At 66.6% G+C, this 19,412-nt stretch carries 19 protein-coding genes; 12 read left to right on the forward strand and 7 right to left on the reverse strand.

The genetic code is table 11. The annotated features are described in order from the left end of the window. Positions 1-870 (reverse strand): class I SAM-dependent methyltransferase, encoded by an 870-nt coding sequence (locus DTPSY_RS13025; protein WP_238526535.1) that lies wholly within the window; start codon positions 868-870, stop codon positions 1-3. Here DTPSY_RS13025 and DTPSY_RS13030 point away from each other — a divergent pair. The 12 genes from DTPSY_RS13030 to DTPSY_RS13085 all read left to right on the forward strand — a co-directional run bounded on the left by DTPSY_RS13030 (position 850) and on the right by DTPSY_RS13085 (position 12,905). Continuing rightward, on the forward strand, positions 850-1,731 hold the full coding sequence (locus DTPSY_RS13030; protein ID WP_238526536.1) for a glycosyltransferase family 4 protein: 882 nt from the start codon (positions 850-852) through the stop codon (positions 1,729-1,731). The two genes, DTPSY_RS13025 and DTPSY_RS13030, sit on opposite strands and share 21 nt — an antisense overlap. After that, positions 1,725-2,597, forward strand: a complete 873-nt coding sequence (locus tag DTPSY_RS13035; protein ID WP_015913956.1) for a glycosyltransferase family protein — start codon at positions 1,725-1,727, stop codon at positions 2,595-2,597. The genes DTPSY_RS13030 and DTPSY_RS13035 overlap by 7 nt, the downstream gene beginning before the upstream one ends. Next, positions 2,594-3,745: a hypothetical protein gene (locus DTPSY_RS13040; protein ID WP_015913957.1), complete on the forward strand. Its 1,152-nt coding sequence runs from the start codon at positions 2,594-2,596 to the stop codon at positions 3,743-3,745. The genes DTPSY_RS13035 and DTPSY_RS13040 overlap by 4 nt, the downstream gene beginning before the upstream one ends. A 35-nt stretch (positions 3,746-3,780) precedes the next feature. Further along, the gene (lysS, locus tag DTPSY_RS13045; RefSeq protein WP_015913958.1) at positions 3,781-5,328 is read left to right on the forward strand and encodes a lysine--tRNA ligase; all 1,548 of its coding nucleotides are present in this window, start codon (positions 3,781-3,783) and stop codon (positions 5,326-5,328) included. Positions 5,329-5,401: 73 nt separating this feature from the next. Beyond that, entirely contained in the window at positions 5,402-6,427 is a 1,026-nt protein-coding gene (locus DTPSY_RS13050) for a GGDEF domain-containing response regulator (RefSeq protein WP_015913959.1), read from the forward strand. A gap of 39 nt (positions 6,428-6,466) precedes the next feature. Then, positions 6,467-7,135 carry a mechanosensitive ion channel domain-containing protein gene (locus DTPSY_RS13055; protein WP_015913960.1) on the forward strand — a complete coding sequence of 223 codons (669 nt, stop codon included), beginning with the start codon at positions 6,467-6,469 and terminating at the stop codon, positions 7,133-7,135. Positions 7,136-7,497: 362 nt separating this feature from the next. Then, positions 7,498-8,619: a branched-chain amino acid ABC transporter substrate-binding protein gene (locus tag DTPSY_RS13060; protein WP_011806374.1), complete on the forward strand. Its 1,122-nt coding sequence runs from the start codon at positions 7,498-7,500 to the stop codon at positions 8,617-8,619. A gap of 101 nt (positions 8,620-8,720) precedes the next feature. Then, positions 8,721-9,647 (forward strand): high-affinity branched-chain amino acid ABC transporter permease LivH, encoded by a 927-nt coding sequence (gene livH, locus DTPSY_RS13065; RefSeq protein ID WP_011806375.1) that lies wholly within the window; start codon positions 8,721-8,723, stop codon positions 9,645-9,647. Beyond that, complete coding sequence (locus DTPSY_RS13070; RefSeq protein WP_011806376.1) at positions 9,647-10,888, forward strand: high-affinity branched-chain amino acid ABC transporter permease LivM; 1,242 nt, start codon at positions 9,647-9,649, stop codon at positions 10,886-10,888. The genes livH and DTPSY_RS13070 overlap by 1 nt, the downstream gene beginning before the upstream one ends. Then, entirely contained in the window at positions 10,885-11,652 is a 768-nt protein-coding gene (gene livG, locus DTPSY_RS13075) for a high-affinity branched-chain amino acid ABC transporter ATP-binding protein LivG (RefSeq protein ID WP_015913961.1), read from the forward strand. Before DTPSY_RS13070 ends, livG begins: the two co-directional genes overlap by 4 nt. Next, entirely contained in the window at positions 11,652-12,365 is a 714-nt protein-coding gene (locus DTPSY_RS13080; RefSeq protein WP_011806378.1) for an ABC transporter ATP-binding protein, read from the forward strand. The genes livG and DTPSY_RS13080 overlap by 1 nt, the downstream gene beginning before the upstream one ends. 330 nt (positions 12,366-12,695) lie before the next feature. Beyond that, a complete protein-coding gene (locus DTPSY_RS13085; protein WP_015913962.1) occupies positions 12,696-12,905 on the forward strand; it encodes a hypothetical protein in 210 nt (69 codons plus the stop codon). 353 nt (positions 12,906-13,258) lie between these two features. On the opposite strand, the gene DTPSY_RS13090 is transcribed toward DTPSY_RS13085, so the two are convergent. The 6 genes from DTPSY_RS13090 to DTPSY_RS13115 form a co-directional block, all read right to left on the reverse strand. Further along, positions 13,259-13,711 (reverse strand): carboxymuconolactone decarboxylase family protein, encoded by a 453-nt coding sequence (locus DTPSY_RS13090; RefSeq protein ID WP_015913963.1) that lies wholly within the window; start codon positions 13,709-13,711, stop codon positions 13,259-13,261. Between the two features lie 229 nt (positions 13,712-13,940). Continuing rightward, entirely contained in the window at positions 13,941-14,993 is a 1,053-nt protein-coding gene (locus tag DTPSY_RS13095; protein WP_015913964.1) for a 6-phosphofructokinase, read from the reverse strand. A gap of 14 nt (positions 14,994-15,007) precedes the next feature. Then, complete coding sequence (nagZ, locus tag DTPSY_RS13100; protein WP_041836391.1) at positions 15,008-16,108, reverse strand: beta-N-acetylhexosaminidase; 1,101 nt, start codon at positions 16,106-16,108, stop codon at positions 15,008-15,010. Positions 16,109-16,175: 67 nt separating this feature from the next. Further along, on the reverse strand, positions 16,176-16,568 hold the full coding sequence (acpS, locus tag DTPSY_RS13105; RefSeq protein ID WP_011806383.1) for a holo-ACP synthase: 393 nt from the start codon (positions 16,566-16,568) through the stop codon (positions 16,176-16,178). Positions 16,569-16,619: 51 nt separating this feature from the next. Next, on the reverse strand, positions 16,620-17,399 hold the full coding sequence (locus tag DTPSY_RS13110; RefSeq protein ID WP_015913965.1) for a pyridoxine 5'-phosphate synthase: 780 nt from the start codon (positions 17,397-17,399) through the stop codon (positions 16,620-16,622). Between the two features lie 139 nt (positions 17,400-17,538). After that, positions 17,539-19,227: a DUF4153 domain-containing protein gene (locus DTPSY_RS13115; protein WP_238526537.1), complete on the reverse strand. Its 1,689-nt coding sequence runs from the start codon at positions 19,225-19,227 to the stop codon at positions 17,539-17,541. Between the last annotated feature and the right edge of the window lie 185 nt (positions 19,228-19,412).

The raw sequence follows: 19,412 nt of genomic DNA on the forward strand, positions 1-19,412 counted from the left end.
TCAACGTGCCTTCACTCGCGCAACCAGCACATCCGCCCACAACGGCCTGCGCACTGCCAGCCGATGCAACAGGCGCCCCTTCATCGTCCCCGGCGCCGCCACCTGGCAGCTGTGCAGTTCGGCGCCCACTAGCCCTGCATCCGCCAGCACCTTCAGTAGTGTGAAGGGTGAAAACCACGCCCGATGGTCGGTGTTGACATGCTCCACCCCGCACACGCCGTGAAGCGCATTGCGCAGGGACAACGCATTGGGCACACTGACGACGAACTCCGCCTCTGGCAGGCACTGCGCCAGCCGACGCAGGAACGCGGCGGGGTCAGGCAGGTGCTCAATTACGTCAGGCACCAGCACCATGTCGGGCGCACACCGGGCCAGCACCTGCGGGGCCTCGTGAGCGAACACGTCGAGCTGCTGCACGTGGTCAAAACCCAGGCTGCGCGCCGTTTCCACAGCGGTGGCGTTGATGTCGACACCATGGCAGATCCGTGCGCTGCGGCTGAGAAGCGCGTGCAACCAACTGCCGTCGGAGGCGCGACGTGCAATCAGCGGTGCATGGTCGGCAAAGCCCACATGCAGCACGCACTGCTGCGCGACCCAGCCGGCCAGCAAATCACCGCGTGGCTGGGCATGTCCGATAATCCCCGGCCTGAAAGGCAAATCGTCGCTGAAAGCCTCGCCCAGCAAATAGGTTTCAATGTGTGGCATCGTGCAATTATTGGCGCGCCCTCCACCAGAATGCACACGCGCTACATCCTGCTGTTGCAAGAAGACTTGGCCGTTGGCGGTATTCACACCGCCACACAGGCGCTGGCGAATGCACTGCGGTGCGCAGGCCAGATACCGGTCGCCTTGGCCCTGCGCAATACGCACATCGGAGCGCTTCTGCGTGCCGTTTGGCGGGCCGACATCATCGTAGCCACGAACGGCTTTCTGCCGTCCTATGCAGCCTGGCTGCTGGGCATGCTGCTGCGCCGGCCCGTGGTGGCATGGCTTCACGGCCCCACGCAGGAGGTGCTGGAGCACGCCCATGCCAGTGCTGCCAAACGCGCCTGGCTGCGGTGGCTGTATCGCCGACTACGCTGGGTGGTGTTCGTCTCAGCCCACACACGCGACTCGTTCCTTGAATTCACGGGCGGTGCAGCGGCAGGGCAACGCCTGGAGGTGATTCCCAACGCCCATCCTGATTGGCAGCCCGCGCCAATGGGCGCGTCACCGCAATACCTGGGTTTCGTGGGCAGGCTTGCGCCGGAGAAGCAGCCCGAATTGCTGGTGCAGATGCTGCGCTTGCTGCCGACTACTTATCGGCTTTGCATGGTAGGCGATGGCCCTTCACAACCGGCGCTGTGTGCAGCCGGTGCTGACCTGCAGCAAGTCGGCCGGCTGGAGTTGCGCCCTTTTCACCTCGTACAGGCCACGGTGTACGCCCCATGGCAAGTTACCGTGCTCGCATCGCTCTACGAAGGCTGCCCCATGGCAGCGCTGGAATCGCTGGCCGCTGGCAGGCCCTGCGTGGGCCTGCCTATCCCCGCGCTGCGCGAAATGTTGGGGCCAGACATGCCCTATGCGCTGGCCCACGACTGCAGCGCGGCTGCGCTCGCTCGCGCCGTGCAAACCGTGTGCGCCATGCCACCCGAACAGCTGGCGCACGACATGGCCCAGGTGCTGCGCCGCTACAGTCCTGAGCGCTTTTCGCATAACTGGCAACGCGTGCTGCAGGAGGCGGCGTGCTGATCCACTTCATTCACCCCGGCAGCGCTTACCTGCCCGAACTGGCGGCATATGGCGACTTCCTTGCGGCGCTGGGGCACAGCGCGCAGGTGCATTCCCGCCCTGCGAGCGTACCTGCAGATGCGGTCATCTGCTGGTGGATGTGCGGCCGCGTGCCGCACGACGCGGCGCGGCGGCTCAGCCATGCCTTTCACATCCATGAATACGCATCGGCTTCAGTGCCGCCCTGGCCTAAGGTCAAGGACCGGGCCAAGCGCGCCCTGCAGCCCGTGCCGCAGTACCGCCTTTTCCAGAATACCTGGGTGCGCGATCGGCTGGGATTTTCCGACGGCGTGCCGTACGAGTTCCGTGACATGGGCGTGGAGCCGTCCTTTCTTGCCCCGTGTGCGAGACGGGCTGCGCCCGAGTTCGACGGAGTCTATCTGGGGGACATGCAACGTCTGCGGCAGTTTGTGCCACTCCTGACCGCACTACAACAGGCAGGCCAGCGCACTCTGCTGATTGGCGAGCCGCCTGTCGATCTGTGTAAAACACTGCACACCTTGGGGCACGTCACGGGTCGCGTTCCGCACGGTCAGGTGCCCACCCTGCTGCGCCGCGCGCGCTACGGACTGAACCTGGTTCCTGACCAATTGCCGTACAGCCAACAGACGTCCACCAAACTCATCGAATACTGCGCGGCAGGTTTGCCAGTGGTCAGCACCGACTACGACTGGGTGCGGGCCTTCGAAGCGCGGCACGGAGCGCGCTTTGCCTACCTGCCCATACCAGACATGGCTGGCTGCGTGGTGCCTGATGTATCCACACTGGCATGGCCGCGCGTACTTGAACGACTGGCACTCTGGCGCCGCCTGGGGCTGTGCCCGTGAACCGCACCTCGCTGCTGATGGCCGGAGCCAGCCTGATCGCGCTGATCGCACAAGCGCTCATGGGTGCGGCCATGCTCCACTTCTTCACGCCCACGGCGGCAGGCCACTTCGCCGTCGTAGCACAAGTGGCGTTTTTCTGGGTCACGCTGGCACTGGCACAAAGCCCACTTCAGTTCCTTGCCGACGCACACCTGCCCCCACAGCGGGCGCTACGTGCTGCTCTGCGCGCCAGCCTGCTGCGCTGGATACTGCTGCTGCCCCTGGTGGCCGCAGCCCTATGGTGGTCGAGTCCCGTCCTCCCTTTGACCACCGTGGTGGCCTGGGCCGGGCTGCTAGCGCTGTTGCAAATGGGCTGGTACCTGGCCCAGCCCTGGGTATTGCGCACGGCATCACCGATGTCCGCCGCCTGCGTACGCACAGCCCCCCCCTTGCTGGCACTGGCGCTGGCCGCCGGGCTGGGTGTGCGTGGAAACGCTGACAACGCCACCGGCCTACTGGCCGCGGCGGCGTGCGGCTATGCAGTGGGGGCGCTCTGGTTGCTTCACGGTAGCCGCACCGACCATCCACCTCAATCCGCAGCAAGGCAATCCGACGGCCGCAGCGCTCTCTTGCGCATGGCGCACGCGGTAATGGATGCCGTGGCCGGCGTAGCTCTGGTGTTGGCCTGGCAGCGGCAGCATGGCACGGCGGACGCCAGCTATCTAGCAGTGCTGCTACGGCTGTTCGGCTTAATGCCCGCGATCGTGCACGCGGCTTGGTCACAAGTGCTGCTGGCACAAGCGCGGCCCTCACGCTTGAAGTCGCTGGGCGTAGGAATGGGAGCTGCCCTGGTCACAGGGCTGATCGGTCTGGGGAGCGCCGCCGTACTGCAGACCACGGTGCTGGCGCCTACATGGCAGGGCCTGCTGCCCTATATCCTGCCCATCACTCTGTGGCAGGGTAGCGCATGCATCTTCGCGGCACTGAGCCATCGGCCGTTCCAGCAGGGACTGGCGCGCCACTACTCATTGCTGACCATAGGTTTCAATATCATGCAGATAATGGTGCTGCTCGCCCCCATGGGTTGGACGCCGCAGGTGCACCTGTGGTGGCTCACCGGCCTTTGCACCGCTGGGCTGCTGATGCTGTCGGCCTGGATGGCAAAATAGAGGGTTTCTGCCCAAATTCCAGCCAGCACTCCGCCATGTCCACTGAAGCCACTCCCGCACCAGCCCCCCAGGACGAAAACCAACTCATCGCCGAACGCCGTGAAAAGCTCAAGGCTCTGCGCGAGAACCAGGCCCAGGGTCAAGGCGTGGCATTTCCCAACGACTACAAGCCCCAGCACCATGCCGCAGTGCTGCAGCAGCAGTACGGCACATTGGATGGAGAAGCGCTCGAAGCGCAGGCGATCACGGTGAGCGTGGCCGGCCGCATGATGCTCAAGCGCGTCATGGGTAAGGCCAGCTTCGCGACCCTGCAGGATGGATCGCTGGGTGACACCGGCGGGCGCATCCAGCTCTACGTGACACGCGATGCCATTGGCGAAGAAGCCTATTCCGACTTCAAGCGCTGGGACCTCGGTGACATCCTGGGTGCCGAAGGCACGCTGATGAAGACCAAGACCGGCGAGCTATCGGTCAAGGTGTCGCGCCTGCGCCTGCTCACCAAGAGCCTGCGCCCCATGCCCGACAAGTTCCACGGTGTAGCCGACCAGGAGGTCAAGTACCGCCAGCGCTACGTGGACCTGATGACCGACGAGGCCGCGCGCCGGCGCTTCGTCGCGCGCAGCAAGGCTGTGGGCAGCATCCGTTCTTTCATGATGGAGCACGGCTTCCTGGAAGTGGAAACGCCCATGCTGCACCCCATTCCCGGCGGCGCCAACGCCAAGCCCTTCGTCACCCACCACAATGCGTTGGAGCAGGAGATGTTCCTGCGCATCGCGCCCGAGCTGTACCTCAAGCGCCTGATCGTCGGCGGCTTCGAGCGCGTGTTCGAGATCAACCGCAACTTCCGCAACGAAGGCATCTCGGTGCGCCACAACCCCGAGTTCACGATGATGGAGTTTTATGCGGCCTACTGGAACTACCGCGATCTGATGGATTTCACCGAGGCGCTGGTGCGCGATGCCGCACTCAAGGCCACGGGCACGCTGCAGCTCACCTACGGTGGCCGCGCGGTGGATCTGGCCCAGCCCTTCCAGCGCCTCACGATCCGCGAGGCCATCTACCAGCACACCGAGGCCGGCGCACATGTGGACGATGCCGCCTGGCTCATCAGCGCGCTCAAGAAACTGGGCATGACCGAGGAGAAGGACCGCCTGTCCATCCGGACCCTCGCCAGCCTGCAGGTGCTCTACTTCGAGGAAGAGGTGGAGGACAAGCTCTGGCAGCCAACCTTCATCATGGAGCACCCGACCGAGATCAGCCCTCTGGCGCGCGCCAACGACCTGCGCCCCGAGGTGACGGAGCGCTTCGAGCTCTACATCACCGGCCGCGAGTTCGGCAATGGCTTCTCGGAGCTGAACGACGCCGAAGACCAGGCCGCCCGCTTTCATGCGCAGGTGGCTGCCAAGGACGCGGGCGATGACGAGGCCATGTTCTTTGACCACGACTTCGTACGTGCGCTGGAATACGGCATGCCGCCCACAGGTGGTTGCGGCATCGGCATCGACCGGCTGATGATGCTGCTCACCGACAGCCCGAGCATCCGTGACGTGATCCTGTTTCCGGCCCTGCGGCGCGAGCACTGACCCGTGGGCATGCGTGGCCGCACGTGGCCACGCTGACATCCCGCCGCACCAGCGGCCTCTACCGCACCGCCTCATGAGCCCTCCTGCCAGCGCCAACGCATTTCCGCAGTTCCTGCATGAGCCCTTCAGCGTGCTGCTGGTGGAGGACCAGGCGTCCGTGCGCGCCACACTGGCAGGCGAGCTGCGCCATGTGGGGGTATCGGAGGTACTGGAGGCCGCCTCGGCCGACGCGGCGCTACAGCTGTTCAAGCTGCGGCGTCCCGACCTGGTGCTGCTGGACATACGCCTGCCTGGCGGCAACGACGGCTACTGGGTGGCCCAGCGCATGCGCGAGGCAGAACCCGGCGGCTGGACGCCCATCATCTTCCTCTCGGGGCTGGATGGCGACCTGGATGTGTGGCGCGGCATCGAAGCCGGCGGAGATGACTACCTCGTCAAGCCCGTCAAGCCGATCGTTCTGGCCGCCAAGCTGCGCGCCATGCGCCGGCTGCGCGACATGCGCAGGCGCCTCGTGGAACTGACCGAAGAGCTGCACGTGGCCAACCAGCACCTCAACGAAATGGTGGAGATGGACCCGCTTACGGGGCTGGTCAACCGCCGCGGCTTCGACCGCATCCTGCACAGCGAGATCCTCGCCGCGCGGCGCGACGGAGTGCCGCTCACGCTGATGCTGTGCGACCTGGACCATTTCAAGAGATACAACGACACCCTGGGCCATGTGCAGGGCGATGCCTGCCTGAAGGAGGTCGGCCGCGTGCTGCACGACGTCTGCATGCGACCGCGCGACGTGGCCTCGCGCTATGGCGGCGAAGAATTTGCACTGATCCTGCCCAACACGCCGCGCTCGGGCGCCATGACGTTCGCGCGCGCGCTGGGCAAGCTGTTGAAGTCCCGCGCCATCGCCCATCCGGGCTCGCCCAACGGCGAAACGCTCACGCTGTCGGGTGGCATTACCACGTGCGTGCCCGACGACGGTACCAGCGCCGAGACCATGCTCATGCGCGCCGACGAGGCCCTGTATGCCGCCAAGGCCCAGGGCCGGGACCGCTTCTTCAGCTTCGAGATGCAGATGGACACCATCGAGCAGCGGCAGATTTGAGCCGCATCCGACGTTGGCCCACCCGTTCGTTCCCCCGACATGCTGCCGCGACTGAAAACCGCCCTTCCCGTCTGGATGCACGACTGGCTCGACATCATCGTGCCCGGTGTGCAGATTGTGCTCATCGTCCTGGCCGCGCTGCTGCTGCAGCGCCTGCTGCTGCGCATCATCATGCGGGCCAGCGACCACTACCAGTTCCCGCACGAACTGCTCATACCCATCAACGCCGTGGTGCGCTGGCTCATCCTGGGCAGCGCCGGCCTGCTGGTACTGGAGCGCCTGGGGGTGTCAGCGGCCGTGCTGTGGACGGCCTTCACCGGCTTCGCCACAGTGGGCGCGGTGGCGTTCTTCGCGGCATGGAGCGTGCTGTCCAATCTGTTTTGCGCCTTTCTGATCTTCACCGTTGGCCCGTTCCGCGTGGGAGACCACATCGAACTGCTGGACACCGCCGACAAGCCCGGCGCCCTGGGCCGCGTGATGGACATCAACTTGCTTTACATCACGCTGGAGGACGCCACCGCCCCCGAGCCTGGCACGCTGCTGCAGATTCCCAACACACTGATCTTCCAGCGCGTGGTGCGCCGCTGGCGTGCCGGCACGCCGGTGCCGGAGTCACGGCTACATCCTGCTCCGGATTCCGCCGCCTGCGCCGCCACCGCTCGCGAGCCCGCCAGCACGCCCGCGCCCAAGCCGGCGAGCTTTCCTTGATGGCCCAAGTACATCGACGGAGTTGATGCTCATCAAAATATAGCTGTCTGCGCTTGATGGGCGGGCGCTGCAGGCCTTTTTGACATATATTCGGGCACCCCACGGCCGCACAGCGCGGTCACTGCGCCCCGGGTGACGGGCAAAACCCTATCGCCCCCGCGCATGGCAGTCCGCCGTAAGCCCCGCGGACAACGCTGCCCGTCTTTCGGCAACAGCCCTAGCAAAAACCTTCCGGCAGGGCCACCCCCGGTTACCCTGTTGCCAACGCCACACATCCCGTTAATCTCTGCGGCCTACGTCTCAGGCCCCCACCGGGGCCTGTTGATTTTTCAGACCGCTTTACCCAAAGTTGAAAGAGTCCTATGAGCATTCCGTTCCGCATGCACACCGTCGTTGCCGCACTGGGTCTGGCCGGTGCCGCTTTGTTCTCCACCGCGCATGCGCAAGTCAAGATCGCCATGGTGATGCCCACCACTGGCCCGCTGACGCAGTACGGTGACATGGTCAAGGAAGGCGTGACCACGGCCGTCGAGATGGCCAACGCCGCTGGCGGCGTGGGCGGCAAGAAGATCGAGCTGGTCTCCATCGACGATGCCTGCGAACCCAAACAAGGCCCCGTGGCCGCCAACCGTGTGGTGAATGCCAAGATCGGCTACGTGATCGGCCCGGTGTGCTCGGGTGCCTCCATCGCTGCCGCTCCCATCTACAACAACGAGGGCGTGGTCGTCATCACCCCGTCGGCCACCTCCCCGGCGCTCACCGACGGCAAGAACTACCACTTCATCTTCCGCACCATCGGCCGTGACGACCAACAAGGCCCTGCCGCTGCCAAGTTCATCGCCGAAAAGGCCAAGCCCAAGAAGGTCGCCGTGCTGCACGACAAGCAGTCCTATGGCCAGGGCATCGCCTCCTCCGTGCGTGACGACCTGAAGAAGGCCGGCATCACCGTGGCGCTGTTCGAAGGCATCAACGCCGGCGACAGCGACTACTCCGCCGTCATCACCAAGCTCAAGAGCGCTGGCGTGGACTTCGTGTATTACGGCGGCTACCACCCCGAGATGGGCCTGCTGCTGCGCCAGGCCGGCGAGCAAGGCCTGAAGGTGCGCATGATGGGCCCCGAGGGCGTGGGCAACCCTGAGGTGAACGCCATTGCCGGTAACGCCGTGGAAGGCATGCTGGTGACGCTGCCGGCCGACTTCGCTGCCAACCCGAAGAACGCTGCCGTCGTGGCCGCCTTCAAGGACAAGAAGCGCAATGCGTCCGGCGCCTTCCAGCTGACCTCGTTCGCCGCCACCCAGGCACTGCTGGACAGCATCAAGGCCGTGGGCGACAACCCTGCCAAGGTGGCCGACCACCTGCACAAGAGCACCATCGAAACGGTGCTGGGCCCCGTGTCCTGGAACAAGCAGGGCGACCTGAACAGCTTCGACTTCCAGGTCTTCCAGTGGCACAAGGACGGCAGCAAGAGCCTGGCCGCCAAGTAAAACCACCTCCCCGTCCCAAGGGTGCGTTGCGCAAGCCACGCACCCTTGGTCCATTGCATTCGGCCCCTGGAGGGGCCTTTTCCTGTTGAGGGGTGGCATGCATGTCTGATCTCATACCCCAGCTGGTACAACAGCTGTTCAATGGTCTTTCGCTGGGCGCCATCTACGCGCTGATCGCGATCGGCTACACGATGGTCTACGGCATCATCGGAATGATCAACTTCGCCCATGGCGACATCTACATGATCGGCGCCTACATCGGCCTGGTCACGCTGTCGGCCGTCGGCGTGCAGAGTGGCCTGCCGGTGTGGGCGATCATCGCCCTGATGCTGGTGGTAGCGGTGGCCATCACGGGCGTCTACGGCTTCGTGGTGGAGCAGGTGGCCTACAAGCCGCTGCGCAGCAGCCCGCGCCTGGTGGCACTGATTTCGGCCATCGGCATGTCCATCTTCCTGCAGAACTGGGTGGCGCTGGGCCAGGGCGCGCGCGACATGGCCGTGCCCTCGCTGATCCCCGGCGCGCTGCGCTTTGGCAGCGAAGGCGGCTTCGAGGTCTACGTGCCCTACTCGCGCATCCTCATCATCGCCGTGGCGGTGGTGCTGATGATTGCGCTCACGCTGTACATCCAGCACTCGCGCATGGGCCGTGCCTCGCGCGCCTGCTCGCAGGACATGCACATGGCCAACCTGCTAGGCATCGACACCAACCGCGTGATCTCGTTCACCTTCATCCTGGGCGCCATGCTGGCGGCCGTGGGCGGCGTGCTGATCGCGCTCGCCGTGGGCAAGCTCAACCCCTTCATCGGGTTCATCGCCGGCATCAAGGCGTTCACGGCGGCCGTCCTCGGGGGCATCGGCTCCATTCCCGGCGCCATGCTGGGCGGGGTGATCCTGGGCGTGGCCGAGACCTTCGCCGCCGCCTACATCTCGTCGGAGTACAAGGACATCGTGGCCTTCGGCCTGCTGGTGCTCATCCTGCTGGTGCGCCCCACGGGCCTGCTGGGCAAGCCTGAAGTGGAGAAAGTCTGATGCACGCCACCGGTTTTTCTTCCCATCTCAAGAACGCGCTGATCGCCACCTTTCTGGCGGCCATCGTGGTACTGCCCATCTTCACGCTGCACCTGGAGCGCGCGGGCACGCGCACCATCATCGTGCCCGAATGGCGCACGCTGCTGTGGGGGTGCCTCGCCGTGTTCGTGGTGCAGCTGCTGCGCCCGCTGCTGGGTGCGCGGCTGCCCAAGCTGTCGCTGCCCAGCCTGCCTCAGGCGGCGCCGGGCCAGCGCAAGGTGCTGATCTTCGTGGCGCTGATGATCGCGGCATCGTGGCCGTTCTTCGCCGGCCGCAACGCGGTGGACATCGCCACGCTGGCCATGATCTACGTGATGCTGGGCCTCGGCCTGAACATCGTGGTGGGCTTCGCCGGCCTGTTGGACCTGGGCTTCGTGGGCTTCTATGCCGTGGGTGCCTACACCTATGCGCTGCTATTCCACTGGGCCGGCTGGAGCTTCTGGGAAGCCCTTCCCCTGGCCGGCGCGGCGGCGGCGCTGTTCGGCTTCGTGCTGGGCTTTCCAGTGCTGCGCCTGCGGGGTGACTATCTGGCCATCGTGACGCTGGGCTTTGGCGAAATCATCCGGCTGCTGCTGGTCAACCTGACCGACTGGACGGGCGGACCAGACGGCATCTCCAGCATCCCCAAGCCGTCCGTGCTGGGCCTGGAGATGACGCGCTCGCCCACCGTCGAGGGCGGCACCACCTTCCACCAGTTCTTCGGGATGGAGTTCAACTCCCTGCACATGGTGATCGCCTTGTACCTGATGGCGCTGCTGCTCGCGGTGGTCACGCTGTTCATCAGCAACCGCCTGATCCGCATGCCCATCGGCCGCGCCTGGGAGGCACTGCGCGAGGACGAGATCGCCTGCCGGTCGCTGGGCCTGAACCCCATGAAGATCAAGCTCTCGGCCTTCACGCTGGGCGCCATGTTCGCGGGCTTCGGCGGCGCGTTCTTCGCGGCGCGCCAGGGCATCGTGAACCCCGAGTCGTTCACCTTCATCGAGTCTGCGCTGATCCTGGCCATCGTGGTGCTGGGCGGCATGGGCTCGCAGCTGGGCGTGATCGTGGCGGCCATCATCCTTACCGTGTTGCCCGAACTGGCACGCGAATTCTCCGAGTACCGCATGCTGATCTTCGGCCTGGTCATGATCCTGATGATGGTGTGGCGCCCGCAGGGCCTGCTGCCCATGAAACGCCACCATGTGGAGGTGCCCGCATGAGCGCCCCCCTGCTTGAGGTCAAGGACCTGTGCATGCGCTTCGGCGGCCTGCTGGCGGTGGACCATGTGGCCTTCGACGTGAAACCGCAGGAGGTGTTTGCCATCATCGGCCCCAACGGTGCGGGCAAGACCACGGTGTTCAACTGCATCAGCGGCTTCTACCAACCGAGCAGCGGCCAGATCGCGCTGCAGGGCCAGGCCATTGCGGGCTACACCAGCCACCAGGTCGCGCGCCAAGGTGTGGTGCGCACGTTCCAGAACGTGCGCCTGTTCAAGGGCATGACGGTGCTGGAGAACCTGCTGGTGGCCCAGCACCACCAGTCGCAGGCGCCGCTGCTGGCGGGCCTGTTCAACACCGCGCGCTACCGCCGGAGCGAGGCCGAGAAGATCGATCAAGCCATGCACTGGCTGGACGTCATGGGCCTGCGCGAGTTCGTGAACCGCGAGGCCGGCAACCTGGCCTACGGGCACCAGCGCCGCCTGGAGATCGCGCGCTGCATGATCACCAAGCCACGCCTGCTCATGCTGGATGAGCCCGCCGCGGGCCTGAACCCGCAGGAGAAGAAGGACCTGCAGGCGCTGATCGATCAGCTGCGCCGCCAGTACGGCGTGACGGTGCTGCTCATCGAGCACGACATGGGGCTGGTGATGGGCGTTTCCGAGCGCATCCTGGTCATGGAATACGGCAAACCCATCGCCATGGGCACGCCCGACGCCATCCGCAACGACGAACGGGTCATCAAGGCCTATCTGGGGGAAGCGTGATGGCCCAGCCCATGCTGCAAGTAGAAAACCTGTCCACGCACTACGGCGCGATCTGCGCCGTGAATGGCGTGAGCCTGCACGTGAACCAGGGCGAAATCGTCTCGCTGATCGGCTCCAATGGCGCGGGCAAGACCTCGCTGCTCATGACCCTGTGCGGCACGCCGCGCGCCAGCGGCGGCACCGTGCGCTTCGAGGGCGAGGACATCACCCAGCAACCCACGCACCTCATCATGCGCAAGGGCATCGCCGTCTCGCCCGAGGGACGCCGCATCTTCTCGAACCTGACCGTGGTCGAGAACCTGAAGATGGGTGGCTTCTTCCAGGACGGCGCGGCCATTGAGGAGGGCATGGAACACGTGTTCAAGCTGTTTCCGCGCCTGAAGGACCGCGCAGCGCAGCGTGCCGGCACCATGTCGGGTGGCGAGCAGCAGATGCTGGCCATCGGCCGCGCGCTGATGAGCAAGCCCCGCCTGCTGCTGCTGGACGAGCCCACGCTGGGCCTGGCGCCGCTGATCATTGCGCAGATCTTCGAGATCATCCAGGCCATCCGTGCCGAGGGCGTGACCGTGTTTCTGGTGGAGCAGAACGCCAACCGCGCCCTGCAGATCGCCGACCGCGGCTACGTGCTGGAAAACGGCCGCGTGGTGCTGGAGGACACAGGCGCCGCTCTGCTCACCAATGCGGACGTGCGCAAGGCCTATCTGGGCGCTTGACGCAAAGCTGGTGCGACACGAAAGCGGCCTACAGGCCGCTTTTCTTTTGATAGCTGCTCGCGGTTACTCCATAAGGCTTGGAATCATATTTCCTTCAGATTCCACCCGAACGCCAAGCGCGCACTGGTTTGCAACGCGTGCGGTGCTGAGGCCCCCCCGCGTTTCCCGTGGCAAGTGCCGGGACTGCCCCACGTCGCAGCCCAAAGAATGGCCGCCGCAGTAGCGAGCCTCCTACCACTCAGTAGGAAACCGCTGACCTGTTTCCCCGTACGCGACCATTTCAATGGATCTGCAGGCAATCCCGCCTGTCCACCTCTTTGGAGAACGACCATGGCACAGCAAGGCAACCAAACCCAGAATCAGCAACAACAGCAGCAAAACCAGCAAAACCAACAGAACCAACAGCAGGGCCAACAAGGCCAGCAGGATCCGAGCCGGCAGCAGAACCTGAACCCGCAGGATCAGCGTGATCAGCAGAAATTGCAGAGCCAGCAGAGCCCCAACCAAATGGGAAGCAAGCAGAACCAGCAGGATCGCTGAACGTGGTAATCCCAACGGTGCCTGGGCGCGCAAGCGCTTTCGGCACCTGCGGGCAGGCACCGTCGCTGCCGCCGTCTACCAATCTCCCGAACGGGTTTCCCGGCCCCATCAGCGCGGTCGATTACCGCCCACCGCTCGCTTGGCAACCAGAGCACAGCTCCGCGGCACCCTCGTCATTCGCGCCAAAGGCACGGTGAGTGCGTTCAGGCCCACCTGATGCGTGTGAACATCCTTCCCCATCCAGCCATGCCGGCGCCCGCAGGGCGTGTCGTCCGCACGCGCGCTTGTCCAGGGCCCGCACCGTGCGGCGGACTTTACGTAAGGGCATGGGCCGCTGCGGCGGCCCGCCGCCGTCAGGCCCCGACGGGGTAGCGGCTGGAGATGGCGATCCGGTTCCAGGCGTTGATGACCACCGCCAGCCATTCAACGGCGGCTATCTCCTCCTTGGACAAGACGCCTGCCGCCTGCGCGTAAACGGCATCGGACACCTGCCCATCCGCGACCAAGGTGATGGCTTCCACCAGTTCCAGAGCGGCGCGCTCCTTCGGGCTGAAGTAATCGGTCTCACGCCACGCGGGCAGCACCGCAATGCGGTCGCCGCTCTCCTGGCTGGCCAGCGCGTCCCGTGCGTGCAGCCTGACACAGAAGGCGCACTGGTTGAGCTGGGATGCCCGCAGGCGCAGGAGGTGCGCGAACCCCGTCGCGATGCCGGCCTGTGCCGCAGCCTCGGACGCCAACCGGTCCAACTCCACCACCGCCTGATACAGCGCGGGGGCGCTCTTTCCAAGATTCACCCGTTCACGCATACCGCTCCCGATGCCTGTCCGGCAGAAAAACCCGGCGCCAGCGATGGGCTACCGCTGGCTGGCCCGGCGTTCCGGCCAGCCCTGATCGTCGCAGATGCGCGGCAGAACACCCGGCCGACACGGTCGTAAGACCGCGTTGGCATGCAGGACAAAATGCGAATCGATTTTGTCTCTAAGCCTTTCGTATCAAGCGCAAGCAGCTCCTAAAAATGAAGCACAGCCAGCGTACCTACTCCCCCAGGCACACGTCGATCGCCCGCGCGATGGCGATCAGTTCATGGTCGAGCGGCACCTTGCGCTGGGTGTTGGCCACCTGGGCGATGGGGACACTGGCGATGTGCCCGCCCTGTAGCGTGACCATGTGGCCGAACTGGCCATCGATCACCAGTTGCGCCGCCCGGTGACCGAAGCGCGTGGCCAGCACACGATCGAACGCGGTCGGGTCGCCCCCGCGCTGCACATGGCCCAGCACGGTGGTGCGCACCTCGCTTTGCAGGTGCGGCTGCAGCCGCTGGCGCAGCACATGGCCCACGCCACCCAGGCGCACAGGGTCGGGGCTGTGGGCCACCTGCTCGCGCACCGTGAGGCCGGCGCCGCGCTCCTTGGCGCCTTCGCCGATGCAGATGACGGTGTAACGCTGGCGCTGCTCGCGCCGACGGCAGCGCTCGATGATGGGCTGCAGGTCGTAGTCGATCTCGGGCAGCAGGATCACGTCGGCCGCGGCGGCAATGCCGCTTTCCAGGGCCAGCCAGCCCGCATGGCGGCCCATGGTCTCGACGATCATGACGCGGTGGTGGCTGTAAGCCGTGCTCTCGATGCGGCGCATCGCGTCGGTGGCCGTGGCCACGGCGGTGTCAAAGCCGAAGCTGCGCTCGCACAGCGCGATGTCGTTGTCGATGGTCTTGGGCACACCCACGCATTGCAGCCCGATCCGCGCCAGGCCATGGGCCAGGCTCATGGTGCCGTCGCCGCCAATGGCCACCACCACGTCCAGGCCCAGCGCGCGCACGTTGCGCTCCACCTGGGCCAGCGTCGCGTCGTCCTTCAGCGGGTTGGCGCTGTTGCTCGTGCCCAGGATGGTGCCGCCCATGTGCACGATGCCCGAGACCTGGTCCCAGGTGAGCAGCCGCGCGCGCGACGCTTCGCCCCTCAGGCCCTCGAAGCCGTCTTCGATGCCCAGTACCTCGCAGTGTCCGTGGTGGATCAGCGACTTGGTGACCGCGCGGATCACCGCGTTCAGCCCCGGGCAGTCGCCCCCGCCGGTGAGTACGCCGACACGCATCGCCGCCACCCGTTTCAAGGCAGCAGGTCCAGCGCGTGCATGTACGCTGGCTGCACCATGAGGTCGTCCCACGGCTGGGGCAGTGTCTCGGGCAGCAGAGCCAGGCGGCGCGCCTCGCTCGCACCGCTGGCCTGCCAGCGGCCCGCGGCCTGCGCGGCGGCCAGGCCATCGATGAGTTCGTCCACCGCCGCGCCGCCGCCCAGGCTCTGGTTGCACAGCAGCACCAGGTCGCAGCCGGCATTGAGCGCGGCCACACCGGCGTCGGTGTAGCTGACCACCTCGCCGTCCAGGCCGTTCAAACGACGGGCGCCCTCCATGCTCAGGTCGTCGCTGAAAACGGCGCCGTCAAAGCGCAGCCGTCCGCGCAGGATGTCCTGCAGCCACTTGGTGGAGAAGCCCGCCGGGCGGTTGTCCACCTTGGGGTAGATCACATGCGCGGGCATGACGCTGGTGAGCACCGTGGACAGCCACGGGTACGGGGCCGCGTCGTCGGCCAGGATCGCCGTGAGACTGCGGCGGTCCACCGGAATCTCGGTGTGCGAATCGGCCTTGACGAAGCCATGGCCGGGAAAATGCTTGCCGCAGTTGGCCATGCCCGCCTGCAGCAGGCCCTGCATGAGCGCGCGCGCCAGCATGGCGACCACGCGCGGGTCGCGGGCAAAGGCCCGGTCACCGATCACGCCGCTGGCGCCGTAGTCCAGGTCGAGCACCGGCGTGAAGGAGAAGTCCACACCGCAGGCGCGCAGCTCGCTGCCCAGCACGTAGCCCGCCGCCGTGGCGGCGTCCATGGCGCGCAGGGCGCCGCTGCCTTCGCGGTGCTTGCTGCCCTTGCCGTCGTCCATCCACAGTTCACCGAAGGCGCGCATGGGCGGGATGTGCGTGAAGCCATCGGTCTTGAAGCGCTGCACGCGACCGCCCTCATGGTCCACGCAGATCAGCAGGTCGCCCCGTACGGCCTTGATGGCGGCGGTGAGTTCCAGCAACTGCGCGCGGTGCTCCCAGTTGCGTGCGAACAGGATCACGCCGCCCACGAGCGGGTGGGCCAAGCGCTGGCGATCGGTGGCGGTAAGCTGCGTGCCGGCCACGTCGATGATGAGGGGTGCGTGTTCTGTCATGGGTTGCATGCTTTCATTTTGATAGCTATCAGCGCTTGCCACACAAGCGCTGCGGGCTGATTTGGCTTCAATCTTTCTCGACCACGCAGAAGCTGGCGGCGTAGTCGCTCTCGTCGGTCACGCTCAGGTGGCAGCGCAGGCCGCGCGCGGCAAACCAGTCCTGCAGCGCGCCGTGCAGCACGATTGTGGGCTGGCCGCTGGGCAGGTTGGCCACCTCGCAATGCCGCCAGGTCATGGGCATGTGCAGCCCCAAGCCGATGGCCTTGCTGAACGCCTCCTTGGCAGAAAAGCGCGTGGCCAGGTAGCGCACGCCGCGCTCGGGCCAGCGTGCCGAGCGTGCGCGCCAGGTGGCCAGCTCGCCATCGGCCAGCACCTTTTCGGCGAAGCGATCGCCATGGCGCGCCAGGCTGGCGCGGATGCGGCGCACGTCGCAGATGTCGGTACCGATGCCGTAGATCATGGGGTTATGAGTCAAATAGGTCTCTAGCGCTTATCCAACAAGCGCCAGCAGCTATGGTTTCAGGAGTCCCCGCTCCGTCATGCCCTGGGCGATGCAGCGCTGGTAGGCACGCACCGTGTCGCCGTAGCCCAACTCCAGCGCATCGGCGATCAGCGCATGGCCGATGGACACCTCCAGCACGCCGGGCACGTGGGCCAGGAAGTCCGCCAGGTTATCGCGGCTGAGGTCGTGGCCCGCGTTCACCCCCAGGCCGACATCCAGCGCGGCCTGGGCGGCAGCACGGTAGCGCTCCAGTTGCGCAGCCTGCTGCGGCGTGCCCCAGGCGGCGGCGTAAGGCTCGGTGTACAGCTCCACGCGGTCGGCCCCCACGGCGCGCGCGGCGGCCATCTGCTCGGGCAAGGGGTCCATGAACAGGCTCACGCGCACGCCCAACTGCCGGCATTCGGCAATCAGGGGCGCCAGGCGCTCGGCATCTTGCGGAAAGCTCCAGCCGTGGTCGCTGGTGAACTGGTCCTGGCTGTCGGGCACGAAGGTGGCCTGGTGCGGGCGCACCTGGCGGATGAACTCCATCAGGTTGTGCGTGGGGTTGCCCTCGATGTTGTACTCGGCCTGCGGCCATTGCTTGAGCAGCTCGGCCAGTTGGTACACATCGTGCGCACGGATGTGCCGCTCGTCGGGGCGCGGATGGACGGTGATGCCCTGCGCCCCCGCCTCCAGGCACAGCTGCGCGGCGCGCAGCACGCTGGGAATGCCCAGATGGCGCGTGTTGCGCACCAGCGCCACTTTGTTGACGTTCACGGAGAGGGCGGTGCGCGCGTGGGAGGTGGTCATGGGATGCGAAGCGGTGGCGTGAAGCTAGGCAATATAGCAATCTGCGACGGGGGCGGGGACGACGCTGCGCAAGGCCGCGGCGCGCGGCGGCGCGGGTTGCGGCCGCGCCGGGGCGCCTGCGCAACGCCGCCGGGCCACCTCAGTCCGTCTCGCGCACCGAGTAGCGCTCGCCGCCGATCACCAGGTCGCGCCAGCGGGGCGGCTGGGTCTGGACGCCCTGCTCCACCCACTGCCCGGCCCGCGCGCCCTGCACATGCCGGAGGTTGCCCTGCAGACGCCCCACCGTCCGCCACTGCGCACCGTCCCGCGCGAACACCTGGCTCGCATAGCCGCTGAGCAGCACCTGCTCCGCCTGCCCGTCACCGTCCAGGTCGATGCGCAGCACGGGACAGGGCGCGGCCTCGGTGCAGGTCAGCGACAGCCGGTTCCCCCGCAGCTGGGTGAGCAGGAATTCAAGCCATGCGGCATCGGGCGCCGCCTCGGCGGGAAACGGCTGCAACCGGGCGCGCAGGGTCTCGGCGGTCCAAACAGGCGTTCCACGGCCCCGCGCGTACCGGTGCGTGTCCTGCTGGGCGGCCTGGGCCTGTTCCCGGATCTGCGCGGCCTGGGGGTGGCTCTGCTCCTGCGCCAACTGCTCCAACGCCGCGCGACCGGCCCGGCCCGCGTCCCAGCGCAGGTAGCGGAAGTCGAAGGCCTGCACGTCCACGCGCTGCGCTTGCAGGCGCGCCAGTTGGCTGGCGACAGCGATGCGCGCCGGGTCCAGCACGGGTGTGCAGGTCAACAAGGCCAGCGCAACGGCCAGCCAGGCCGCCGCCACGTTCACCCGCCGCGCCAGCGCCATCCAGGGCGCACCGCGCCGCAGTGCGGCCACCGCATACCCGACGGCGTAGACCGCCATCAGGGCCACAGCCAGCGCGGCCCAGACGCGGTCCGCGCTCCAGCCGTACTGCGCCACCCGCAGTCCCAGCGCATAGGCGCACAGCGCGGCATACACGGGCATTGCCAGCAGGCCGGCCGCGCAAAAGCGCTGCAGCCCGGGGCCGAAGCGCTGGCTTTCCGCCCGGCCGTCGCTCCAGGCCACGTTGAACAGAAACACCAGCCACGCCATGAGACCGAGCATGAGCGCCGTGGCGTGCCCGGTCTTCCACAGCGGTGCCAGGCCGCGCACCGGCAGCGCCACGAGGAACAGCACAGCGATCAGGCAGGCCAGCGGCAACAGCCAGCCCAGCACCTGGAGCATCGAACGCCAGAACCCCGCCAACGCTTCTTCCCGCGCCGCGTACAGCGACAACCCCATGCTGAACGCCATCGGGGTGGCCATGTAGACGAACGGGCGGCTGGTGAATGTGTCCATGAAGAGCGACACGCCCAGCACCTTGAACAGCCCGGCCAGCAGGAACAGCAGCGCCCAGAACAGCCCGGCGAACAGGCCCGCCAACAGCAACTGGAAGGCATGGCGCCAGGCCGTGGCGAAGAGCCGGGCGTAGTCGCGCGCCCAGGTGCCGCTGGCCAGGCGTTGCTCGGCAAAAGGCAGCAGCACGAACCAGCTGCAGGACAGCAGCACCCCCAGGGCCATGGCGGCGCGGCCGCGGTTCTCACCCAGCGAGGCATGGCCCGCATAAGCCGCGGCCGCGGCGAACACCATGGCCAGGGCCGCTGCGTACACCCACAGCAGGCGGCGTGCACGGTACGCGGCCAGCAGTTGCAGGGTCGGCGGCACCGCCAGCACCACGGCGTAGAGCGGCCAGAGCACAGCGGCGTCGCCCTTCGGCAGCAGCCCGTGCAACGCCCACAATGCGGCGCCCTGCGCGATCGCCCAGCCGATCATCCACCCTCTTGCCCTGCCATGCTCCATGCCCTGTTCCCTCCCGTTGTCTGTGTTTCAGAAGCTGCCCTCAAACCCATCGCGGAAGCGATTCTCGCGGACTGGCCCGTCTGCGCGGCACATCGGGCGCTGACAGCGCGTGCCATTGGCAAGAGATACCACGCCGCCGGGTGCGGGGCCAAGCGCCG

Source organism: [Acidovorax] ebreus TPSY (genome assembly GCF_000022305.1).
Classification (GTDB): Bacteria; Pseudomonadota; Gammaproteobacteria; order Burkholderiales; family Burkholderiaceae_C; genus Diaphorobacter; species Diaphorobacter nitroreducens.

Coding starts and splice junctions, on each gene's coding strand:
- lysS (WP_015913958.1), top strand. CDS start 3,781: ATGTCCACTGAAGCCACTCCCGCACCAGCCCCCCAGGACGAAAACCAA.
- DTPSY_RS13050 (WP_015913959.1), top strand. CDS start 5,402: ATGAGCCCTCCTGCCAGCGCCAACGCATTTCCGCAGTTCCTGCATGAG.
- DTPSY_RS13055 (WP_015913960.1), top strand. CDS start 6,467: ATGCTGCCGCGACTGAAAACCGCCCTTCCCGTCTGGATGCACGACTGG.
- DTPSY_RS13060 (WP_011806374.1), top strand. CDS start 7,498: ATGAGCATTCCGTTCCGCATGCACACCGTCGTTGCCGCACTGGGTCTG.
- livH (WP_011806375.1), top strand. CDS start 8,721: ATGTCTGATCTCATACCCCAGCTGGTACAACAGCTGTTCAATGGTCTT.
- DTPSY_RS13070 (WP_011806376.1), top strand. CDS start 9,647: ATGCACGCCACCGGTTTTTCTTCCCATCTCAAGAACGCGCTGATCGCC.
- livG (WP_015913961.1), top strand. CDS start 10,885: ATGAGCGCCCCCCTGCTTGAGGTCAAGGACCTGTGCATGCGCTTCGGC.
- DTPSY_RS13080 (WP_011806378.1), top strand. CDS start 11,652: ATGGCCCAGCCCATGCTGCAAGTAGAAAACCTGTCCACGCACTACGGC.
- DTPSY_RS13085 (WP_015913962.1), top strand. CDS start 12,696: ATGGCACAGCAAGGCAACCAAACCCAGAATCAGCAACAACAGCAGCAA.
- DTPSY_RS13090 (WP_015913963.1), bottom strand. CDS start 13,711: ATGCGTGAACGGGTGAATCTTGGAAAGAGCGCCCCCGCGCTGTATCAG.
- DTPSY_RS13095 (WP_015913964.1), bottom strand. CDS start 14,993: ATGCGTGTCGGCGTACTCACCGGCGGGGGCGACTGCCCGGGGCTGAAC.
- nagZ (WP_041836391.1), bottom strand. CDS start 16,108: ATGACAGAACACGCACCCCTCATCATCGACGTGGCCGGCACGCAGCTT.
- acpS (WP_011806383.1), bottom strand. CDS start 16,568: ATGATCTACGGCATCGGTACCGACATCTGCGACGTGCGCCGCATCCGC.
- DTPSY_RS13110 (WP_015913965.1), bottom strand. CDS start 17,399: ATGACCACCTCCCACGCGCGCACCGCCCTCTCCGTGAACGTCAACAAA.
- DTPSY_RS13115 (WP_238526537.1), bottom strand. CDS start 19,227: ATGATCGGCTGGGCGATCGCGCAGGGCGCCGCATTGTGGGCGTTGCAC.